The 9,496-nt window shown below is 75.6% G+C and carries 8 protein-coding genes; 1 reads left to right on the top strand and 7 read right to left on the bottom strand.

Annotation, left to right across the window (positions count from 1 at the left end; all coding sequences use genetic code 11):
• Window positions 1–429: 429 nt before the first annotated feature.
• The 5 genes from ACPC54_RS26240 to ACPC54_RS26220 form a co-directional block, all read right to left on the bottom strand.
• Window positions 430–2,370 carry a glycoside hydrolase family 5 protein gene (locus ACPC54_RS26240; protein WP_498968184.1) on the bottom strand — a complete coding sequence of 647 codons (1,941 nt, stop codon included), beginning with the start codon at window positions 2,368–2,370 and terminating at the stop codon, window positions 430–432.
• A gap of 190 nt (window positions 2,371–2,560) precedes the next feature.
• Window positions 2,561–3,358, bottom strand: coding sequence for a maleylpyruvate isomerase family mycothiol-dependent enzyme (locus tag ACPC54_RS26235; protein WP_498968182.1), 798 nt, complete (start codon window positions 3,356–3,358; stop codon window positions 2,561–2,563).
• Window positions 3,359–3,540: 182 nt separating this feature from the next.
• Window positions 3,541–4,980: an NAD(P)/FAD-dependent oxidoreductase gene (locus ACPC54_RS26230; RefSeq protein WP_498968181.1), complete on the bottom strand. Its 1,440-nt coding sequence runs from the start codon at window positions 4,978–4,980 to the stop codon at window positions 3,541–3,543.
• Window positions 4,981–5,285: 305 nt separating this feature from the next.
• Window positions 5,286–6,158, bottom strand: a complete 873-nt coding sequence (locus ACPC54_RS26225) for a trypsin-like serine protease (RefSeq protein WP_498968180.1) — start codon at window positions 6,156–6,158, stop codon at window positions 5,286–5,288.
• A gap of 234 nt (window positions 6,159–6,392) precedes the next feature.
• Entirely contained in the window at window positions 6,393–6,887 is a 495-nt protein-coding gene (locus ACPC54_RS26220; protein ID WP_498968179.1) for a nitroreductase family deazaflavin-dependent oxidoreductase, read from the bottom strand.
• 164 nt (window positions 6,888–7,051) lie between these two features.
• Between ACPC54_RS26220 and ACPC54_RS26215 the strand changes: the two genes are divergently transcribed.
• Window positions 7,052–7,735 (top strand): TetR/AcrR family transcriptional regulator, encoded by a 684-nt coding sequence (locus tag ACPC54_RS26215; protein ID WP_498968178.1) that lies wholly within the window; start codon window positions 7,052–7,054, stop codon window positions 7,733–7,735.
• 76 nt (window positions 7,736–7,811) lie between these two features.
• Here ACPC54_RS26215 and ACPC54_RS26210 read toward each other — a convergent pair whose 3' ends face one another.
• On the bottom strand, window positions 7,812–8,588 hold the full coding sequence (locus ACPC54_RS26210) for a VOC family protein (protein ID WP_498968176.1): 777 nt from the start codon (window positions 8,586–8,588) through the stop codon (window positions 7,812–7,814).
• 173 nt (window positions 8,589–8,761) lie between these two features.
• On the bottom strand, window positions 8,762–9,253 hold the full coding sequence (locus ACPC54_RS26205) for a hypothetical protein (RefSeq protein WP_498968175.1): 492 nt from the start codon (window positions 9,251–9,253) through the stop codon (window positions 8,762–8,764).
• Between the last annotated feature and the right edge of the window lie 243 nt (window positions 9,254–9,496).

The following is a 9,496-nucleotide window of genomic DNA, read 5'->3' as shown; positions in this document are numbered from 1 at the left end:
GCTCCGTTTCCGGGGCTTCGTCATCCAACTCGCCGGTGTCTTCCGGGGCTTGACGCCCTGTCCGACGTTTCAAACTCTAGCCGATCCCCGCTCCGGAAAGCGAATCCAGCCAAGTCCGACCGCAATCCGATAAACCGCGCACACCGAATAAGCGCCCTGCCGCGATGCGAAAACGCAAACGCGACCCGGCGCGAACCAGGAAGTGGTGTTTCAAGGGATTGGCCGCCCCGGGACCGTCCGCGCCGATGCGTGTCCGGTGCTCCCTGCCGAGCGACTGGGAGACAGTACCCCCGCCCGGCGCCCGACACAAGTCGCCCGGTCAGTCAGGCTCCGGCGGCCAGTCGGCGGCCCTGTTCCAGGGGGGTCATGCCCGCCGACCAGCGGTGGCCGGGTGCGGAACCCGGCCACCGCTCGGTCGGGCCCGGTCGGTCAGACGAGCGGGCGGCAGAGCAGGGCGTCCGGGACGCCGTAGTGCAGCCAGCGCCAGGTGTAGGCGACACCCGCGACGTACTCGTCGTCCCCGCACTGTCCCTTGTAGTGGCCCGGCGCCCAGTCGCTCGCCGCCGAGCCGCCCGTCGCCGGCCGGTTGTCGCCGTGGTCGAACCAGACGTCGTGCCCGTTCGTGGGCAGCCGCCCGGCCGCGGGGGCGCACAGCAGGGCCGCCATGGCGTCGCCGTGCACCGCGTACCCGACCGCGAAGGTGTGGTCGGGGCACTGCAGCTTGTTGTAGCCGGACGCCCAGTCGCCCTCGGTGACGTACCGCTCGTCGGTGACGGTCACCCAGTCGCCGGCGCCCGCCGCGGGCTCGCCGGCGTCGGTGCACAGGCCGCGGCTGTCACCGCGGCCGAGGCCGGTGAGACGCTGGCCGTCCGGGCAGTCGCCCTTGCGGTTGCCGCTGCTCCAGTCCGGCAGGGCGAGCATCCGCCGGGAGACGTTCTGGTCGCCGTGGTCGAGGTCGAGCATGTTCCAGTGGTCGACCGGCGCGACCGGGCCGGTCAGCGCGGGGGCGCCGACGAGCTTGTTCCAGTCGGTGGCCCGCCAGTCCCCCGGGTCGTTCAGGCCGAGCCGCTTGCCGGTGGGGTCGTAGGAGAGCAGCGCCCAGCTGTCCTGGGGCTTGCCGTTGGCGTCGGCCCAGCCGACCAGGGGCCAGATGGCGAAGTCGGTGTCGTTCCTGGCCAGGAGGTCGGTGAAGGTGTGCAGCCAGGTCTGTTCCTTGGCGTCGGTCGAGCCGCGGCCTCCCGCGCCGAACTCGCTGATCCACACCGGGGCGGTGAAGTGCTGGCCGGCCTGGGTGACGAACAGGGCTTCGTCGTTCACCACCTGGGCGAGCTGGTCCGGGGTGAAGTCCTGGTAGCGGGGGTCGCTCGTCGCTCCCGGCCCGCTGCCCGCGCCGGTGTTGGCCGGGCCGGTGTAGGCGTAGAAGTGCGCGGAGTACACGAGCTTGCCGGAGTCGATCAGGGTGTGGGAGAGGGTGCGCACCGGGGTGAGCATCGGGCGGCCGTGGCTGAACACCGCGGCGGGGATGCCGTACCAGTTGATGCCCTCCATGACGACGAGCATGTCCGGGTCCGCCTGCAGGATCCGGTTTCCGGCCTCCTCGAAGGCGGCGTACTCGTCGTGGGCGTCGCCGAGGCCCCAGTTGGGGTCGTCCCAGGTGTCGCGGCGGACCTCGTTGCGCAGGTCGGCACCGACGACCCGCTTGTTGGCCTTGTACCGGTCGACCATGAACACCCAGTCGTCCTCCCACTGCTGGGTGCTCTGCCCGCTGTTCCAGCGCTCGTTGCCGTCCAGGCCGCAGCAGAAGCGGTAGCTGGTGGTGTGGTTGTTGAGGATGACCGCGAAGCCGTCCGCGCTGAGGGCTTCCACGACGGCGTCGTACACCTGCAGCGGGGTCCGGCCGCGCAGTTGGGGGTTGGCGGCGACGGCGGAGTCCGGCACCGGGGTGGTGTCGTGGATCAGCGCGTCGGCGAACGGCAGCCGGATGCTGTTGAGGCCCAGTCCGTGGAAGTCGGCCATGAGTCGGGCCATCGGGACGCGGTCCAGGCCGAGCGGGATGTTGTGCGAGACCTGTCCCGCCTGGTTGTTCGCGGGGTCGTCGACGTTCCCGTTCCCCTGCCAGGTGCCTTGCGCACCTGCCCAGTTGGCGGCCTTGAGCTTGAAGCGCCGGCCGTTCGCGTCGACGACGTACCGGCCCCGGGTGCTCAGCGGCCCGGTCCAGGACGGCGCCGGGTCGGCCGCGGCGGACGCCGACGTCCGTACGGCGGCGGTGTCCGGCTGGGCGGCGGCGCCGGGCGGGGCGGTGGTCAGGGCGAGTGCGGGCAGACATATCGCCAGGGCGAGGACGCGTGATCCAAGTCCGTTCATGGCCATCCCAGTTGTGGTGAGGGTGTCGAGCCGCCGTTGGCGTGGCGGCCCGAGCGCTTGAAGGCGCTCAGCCAAGATAGGGCGGGCCGTGCGGGCCCGGACACCCGCACCCCGGTTCCGCCGCGTACGGGGGCACCACGACGGGCGGCCCCGACGCCGGTCGGATCACCGGTGACGGGGCCGCTCATCCTGGGGGTCAGAAGGCGGAGTTGGCGAACCAGTGCGCCAGCAGCTCCTCGTCCCCGGCCAGTTCGACGCCGTCTGCGGTGCGGTCGAGGCGCCCGTACAGGAGGAGCAGCAGGTCGGCGGCGCCGGCCCGGACGGTGGCGTCGGCGGTCGCGGTCGCGGCGACGCCGTTCGGGACGAGGCCGAAGCTGTCGGGGTGCAGGTGCACCAGCCAGTCGCCGTCACCGTCGGTGCGGGTGAAGCGGATGGTGCGGTCGCCGCCGCGCAGTTCGGCGGTGTTGGGGGCGAACAGGGTGGCGAAGGGCAGGTTGGTGAGGAACTCGTCCACGCCGTCGGCCGCGAGCGCCGGGTCGATGTCCGGCTTCAGGCCGAGCGCGGACTCGGCGTCGACCCGGTGGACCAGGGTCTCGAACAGCATCCGGCGCACCCAGAAGCGGGCGTGCCGGTCGGCGCCCCAGGCCCACATCGGCGCGTCGAGGTCGGTGCCGGCGAACGTCGTGGCGGCCTCCTCGGCGGCCTCGGCCAGCCAGGCCGGGTACTGCTCCGGGCCTTCGGGCAGCCGCAGGTCGACGTCCCGGCTGCGCGGCGGCTCCTGGATCCGCCGGCGGAGCAGCACGGTGAACCAGCGCTGGACGCTACCGGTGTGGCGGATCAGCTCGGCGAGGGTCCAGTCCGGGCAGCCGGGCACCGGGAGGGACGGGTCCGCGTGCTGGACGGCGGCGACGAAGCGGGCGGTCTCGGCGGCGACGGCGGCGCCGTGGTCGAGCGGGGTCATGGACGTGGTCTCCGGGTACGGGTGTCGCGGCATGGCGGGATGCCGTGGCGTTGCGGGGCGTCGCGGCGTCTCGCGGTGCCGCGGCGTTTCGGGGTGGCGATGGCTTGCGCACTCAATGTTTCATCGCGTGAAGCAAGTGTCGGTGACGGTAGGCCTGAAAGGTTGAGATTGTCAAGCATCTCTCCGTGCACACCCGCCCGGCCTGGGGCCCCCGGTCAGCGGCGGGCGCGCCGGTTCAGGTACGCGGCCACCGTCTTGGCCAGGGCCGGGCCGTGCTCGTAGGCCAGCGGGGCGAGGTCCGGCGGCAGGACGAAGCCGTCCGGCAGATGCCGGTAGGCGGCCGCGAGCTGGTGGCGGTACGCCTCGGTGAGGGCCTGCGGCCAGTCCCCGGTGAGCGGCGGGCGCATCCGGGACTCGGCGGTGAGCGCGTGGTGGTGGGCGGCGGCCTCGTGGACCGCCTCGTCGGGCGTCCAGTCCGCGATCGGGGTGCGCTCGGGCTGCCACGGGGTGAGCCAGGGGCTGCGCGGGCGGCCGTGGCGGATGTCCGCGGCGAGTTCGGCGGCGATGAGCGGCGAGGCGTGCAGCCCGTCCCGGTGGGTGCCGGTGGCGACCCACAGGCCCGGGCGGGCGGTGGCGCCGAGCAGTGGGTGGCCGTCCAGGCCGACCGGGCGGTTGCCGTGGTGGACGGCGAGCAGGCGGGCGGTGGCGAGCCCGTGGTGGAGCTGGCCGAGCGCCGCGTCGAACAGGAAGCGCAGCGCGCCGGGGGTCGGGTGTTCGCCCGGGGTGGGGGCGGGGTTGGCGGTGGCGCCGAGGTACCAGTTGCCGTCGGCCTGCGGGACGGCGTGCAGGCCGCAGGCGTAGGCGCGGTTCGGGGTCCGCAGGACGGCCCGCAGGGGTTCGGCGGCGGGGGCGGTGACGGTGACCGACGAGCCCTCGGCGCTGACCACGGGCAGCACCGGCAGCTCCGGGTCGAGGTCCTCCAGCAGCGAGGTGGTCCAGGCCCCGGCCGCGAGCACCAGCACCGGGGTGTGCACGTCCCCCTCCGCCGTGGCCAGCCGGTAGCCGCCGGGGTGGAGCGCGGGCCGGCCGGCCGGGAGGCGGGCGAGGTTGGGCAGCGCGGCGAGGGCCGCGTCCAGGGTGTCGAGCCAGCGGCGGGCGTCGAGGTGGGCCTCGGCCGGGAGGTGCAGGGCGCGCAGCGGGCGGTCGTTGTCCAGCGGCCGGATGCCGGGGACGTCGGCCGGATCGATCTCGTACGCGGGCAGCCGGTGCTCGGCGGCGGCCGTCGTCATGGCGGCGGCGGACTGCTCGTCCAGCCGGGCACCGACCGTGTTGAGCAGCACGAAGGTGCCCCGGCCGTAGCCGTCCGGGGGCGCCTGCCGTCCGGCGAGGGCGCGGACCCGGTCGCGCCAGGCGGGCCAGCGGCGGGCGGCCTCGACGGCGAGGTCGAGCCGCAGCCGGCCGTGCCGGGTGCGCAGCGTCGTGGCGGTCACCTCGCCGAGCACGCCGAGCATCGCGCCGGCGGCCCGCGAGGCGCCCGCCCCGCCGCGGCCGGACAGGCCCACCCGCAGCGACGGTTCGGCCTGCGCCAGGGCCAGTGCCAGCGACCGCCCCACCACCCCGTCGCCGACCACGACCACATCCTGCGAGCGAGCCACCGCGCCGTTCCTTCCCGTCGATCCGCCCCGGTCCGCGGCCGGACCGCGCTCGAACCGCGGTCAGGCGCACGGATCCCTACCCGCGTCGGCTCGATCGGATTCGGAAGGTCCGGTGGAGGTTCGCGGCGCACTGGAGGCCGTCCGCCCGGGCGCCGCCGTCAGCCGGCGGCGGGTACCCGGCGGCGGCGAGCTCGTCGGCGTCCGGCTTCTCGCTGCCGCGCAGGATGTCGCCGGACTCGGCGTGGCACAGGTGGGTGTGGATCGGGGAGGCGCGGCGGGCGGGTGGTCAGCGTGCCACGGGGTGGTCAGCGTGCCGCGGCGGCCCGGATCCAGTCGCTGTAGGCGCCGGTGCCGAGGAAGGCCACGGCGTCGCCGCCCGCGCGGGCGCGGTCGGTGCCGGAGGAGCGGTTGGGCGCGCCGGCGAGACCGACGAGCGTCCCGCCGACCATCAGCGGGTTGCCGTCGTCGCCCCGGCGCAGGTGCGCGCCGTCCGGGACGGCGCAGAGCAGCCACCGGTCGGCGGCCCGGCCGGACCCGCCGCAGGCGCCGCGCGGCGTCACCGTCACCCGGGCCGCGCGCAGCGTCGGGGAGCGGACGGCGGACGAGCCGGCGGCGCCCCAGCCGGAGACCGTGCCGACCGTGCCGGGCGCGGGGTCGGCGCCCTGGCCGGGCAGGCCGACCGCGGTCAGGCCGGGGCCGAGGTCGAGCGGGGCGGCGAGGGTGAGGACGGCCAGGTCGGCGCGGCCGGTCGCCGGGTCGTGGTCGGGGTGCATGACCACCTTCGCGACGGCCCGGGCCGCCGGCCTCGCCGGGGCCGGGTCGCTCGGGGCCTGCCTGCCTTGGGGCGCGGCGGCCGCGGGGCGGACGGCCAGTTGGGAGCGCGCCATCACGTCCGCGCAGTGCGCGGGCACCAGCACGGTGGTCGCGCCGAGGACGCCGCCGGCGCAGACGTGCGTGCCCCGGTACTCCAGCGACACCTGGTACGGGTACCGGGCCGGATCGGCGTCCCAGCCGCCCTCGATCGCGGCGGCCCTGGCCGGCGCGAGGGCGAGCACGCAGGCCGCCGCCGTCGCCGCACCGCCCCGGACGAGGACGCCCCGCCCGCCTGCGCTCCCGCCGGTCCGCCCGGCCGTCCGCGCCGGTCCGTCCGTGCTCCCGCCGGCCTGTACTCCGAACATCCGATCATCCTCCCGGTCATCGCCGCATCGTCGGCGCAGCACCACGAGTGCCCATCACTGCCCGCTCGGCCGCACCGGCATGTCCGACCACGGCCCGCGTCCCCGCAACGGCCCCACCGGACGCGGACGATCCGACCGGCCGCGAGCGGCACCGGCCGGCCCGGCGGCCCGCGTCCGCGGCCGCCCGACTGGCCGGACTCCGCTTCCCCGCAGGCCCGTTGAGGGCGGGGGCCGTCACGCGGCGTCGGCGGCGGTGACCCGGAACACCGGGTAGCCGGGGGCGATGCGCAGCAGCTCCTCGGCCGGGGCGTCGGGGCCGACGCCGTCGAAGAACGTCGCGACCTGCCAGTTCCAGCGGCGCAGGTAGGCGCGCAGCACCTCGGCCTTCTCGGCGTCCGGGAGCTCGGTGGCGCGAAAGGCCTCGACCCGGCGGCCGACGCGCAGTTCGCCGGTGCCGACCGCGCGCAGGTTGCGCACCCACTGGACGTGGCCGCGCGGGGCGACCAGGTAGCGCTCGCCCTCGTGGGTGAGCAGGTTGACGGGGGTGGTGCGCCACTCGCCGCTCTTGCGGCCGCGGACGGCGAGGACGCGGGAGCCGAAGAGGCTGATCCCGGCCTTGGTGAAGCCGGCGACCAGGGCGTTGGACAGCTTCCCGGCGGTGGCCGCGAAGGTGGTCTCGGGGACGATCTGGCGGGCGGCGGGGCGGGGGGACGGCTCGGGCTGCGACATCGGGACTCCTCGGCTCGGCGACCGGTCGGCCATGCGACCGCCGCTTCCGTTCGAGAGCAGTGCTCTCGTTTCGACGTGATTCAGCTTGGCACGCCCCGATCCCGAAAGCAAGAGCAGTGCTCTCGCTTGTGTGCGGCGCTCCGACATGTGGCAGGCTGGTCCGTATGCCAGCCATCCGCACCGCCCGCGAACGGGCCCGCGAGGAACTCACCCGCGAGATCAAGCAGGAGGCCCGCCGCCAGCTCGCCGCCGTCGGCGCCCAGCAGCTGTCGCTGCGGGCCGTCGCGCGCGAGCTCGGCATGGCCTCCTCCGCCCTGTACCGCTACTTCGCCAGCCGCGACGAACTCCTCACCGCGCTGATCATCGACGCCTACACCGAACTCGGCGACGCCGCCGACCAGGCCCTCGCCGCCACCGGGGACGGCACCGCCCGCGAACGCTGGCAGGCCGTCTGGCACTCCGCCCGCGACTGGGCCCGTGCCAACCCGCACGAGTACGGCCTGGTCTTCGGCACGCCCATCCCCGGCTACGCGGCGCCCCGGACCACCATCGAACCGGCCGGCCGGCTGCCGCTCGCCCTGCTCGGCGTCGTCCGCGAGGCCACCCTGCGCCCCACCCCGCCCGAACCCGCGCCGCGGGGCGAACTGCCCGGGCAACTCGCCGCCCTCGCCGCCGACATGGCCCCCGGCGTGCCGCCGCTGGCCCTCGCCCGGGCGGTGTCGGCGTGGGTCCAGCTGATCGGCCTGATCGGCATCGAACTCCACGGCCACCTGGTCGGCGGCTTCGAACCGGCCGACGACCTGTTCACCTGGACGGCCGAACAGACCGCCGAGGCGATCGGCCTCTGACCGCCCGACCGGCCCCGGACGTGCGGCCGCCCGCCCGAGGCCTTCCCGGGCGGGCGGAACGGCGGAGCGCCGGCCGCTACATCGGCTTGGGCTGGATCATCGCGAACGGCGCGCCCTGCGGGTCGGCGACCACCGTCATCCGGCCGGCCATCATGTCGAAGGGCGGGGCCAGCACCGTCCCGTTGCGCTTGACCACGGCGTCGGTGCTGGAGTCCACGTCGTCGACCGCGAAGTAGGACAGCCAGTGCGCCGGGGTGCCGGGCGGGTCGTCGGCGAGCAGCGAGGCGCCGCCGACCGCGCGGCCGCCGACCATCAGCGACCAGTACTCGGCGCCCTCCATCTTCTCGATCTCGATGCCGAAGGCCTCGCCGTAGAAGGCGGTGGCGCCCTCGATGTCGTCGGTGTGCAGCTCGTTCCAGGTCAGCGCGCCGGGCTCGTTGACCACCCCGGCCCCGGCGAAGTCCACGGCCTGCCACACGCCGAACACCGCGCCCTGCGGGTCGGCGGCGACCAGCATCCGGCCGAGCGTGCCCACGTCCAGCACCGGGACGATCAGGGTGCCGCCGGCGCGGACGATCGCCTCCTGGGTGGCCTCGGCGTCGGTGCTGGCCAGGTACGTCGTCCAGACGGTCGGCGGCTCCGGCATCCCCTCGGGGGCCGTCGCCGGGCCGATGCCGGCGGCCGGCTTGCCGTCCAGCGTGCAGACCGCGTACCCGCCGAACTCCGGCGGGCCGACCTGCCCCTGCCAGCCGAACAGGTCACGGTAGAAGTCCAGCGCGGCCTGCTGGTCCTGCGCCATCAGATCGATCCAGCACGGGGTGCCGGTCGCGTACGGGGTCATGACGTCGGGCATGCTCGTCCCTTCCTGGTGAGGCCCCCCGCCCGTCACCCTCCCGCCGCCGGGCGGGGTCCGCCACCCGAAACGCCGGGCCCTCGCCGACGGTCACGCACCGTTCAGCCGCCCGCGGCCCCGGGTTCGCCCGCCCAGACCGCGCCGACCGGGGCGGAACGCCCCCGGCCGCCCGCTCAGAAGCCCGTCCGGAAGCCCGCCCGGAAGCCCGTCCGCCCCAACTCGACGGCGACGGCGGGGGCCGCAGCCCGGCCGACGACCCGGCGCGCGCAGAGCGCCGCCAGCAGCGCGGCGAACACGGCGCCCACCGCGGCCGCGGGGGTCCAGCCCTTGCCGTCGGTGGCGACGGCCAGCGCCATGACCTGCGCGAAGTACGTCCCGCCCGCCGCCAGCGCCGCCCGGCCCCGGGCCGTCCAGACCCGGTCCCACTCCAGGTCCCGATCCCGGGTCCTGGCCAGGACCGCGCCCACCGCCACCCCGGGCAGGGCGCCGTTCACCGCACCGAACACCGCGAACACCGGCCAGTACAGCAACGTGGCGAACGCACCGGCCGGCTGCTCGGGAAACGTCAGCGCGGCCACCGCCAGGAGCACGACCGTGCCCAGCCCGACCGCCGCCCCCACCCCGTACCCCAGACCGCGCCACACGACGGCCGACGTCCCACTCATCCCGCACCCCTTCCCCCGACCCGGGCAAAGGCCCCGGCGCCGATCATGCTAGACCCGCCCACGAGCCGGCCCGCAGCGCGGTGGGCGGGTGCGCTGGAGCGGAATCCGGGGAAGAGCGACGGCGGGGGGGGGGCCCCCCGCCCCCCCCCCGGGGGGGGGCCCCCGGTCCGGGTTTAAACAGCGGTGAAAATTACGCGAGGGCCACACCCGCCCGCCCCCAAGCCGGGGGGGCCGCCGGCCCCC

The organism is Kitasatospora sp. NPDC094028, assembly GCF_049543595.1.
Lineage (GTDB): Bacteria > Actinomycetota > Actinomycetes > Streptomycetales > Streptomycetaceae > Kitasatospora.
This window is presented reverse-complemented; position numbering and strand designations above follow the sequence as displayed.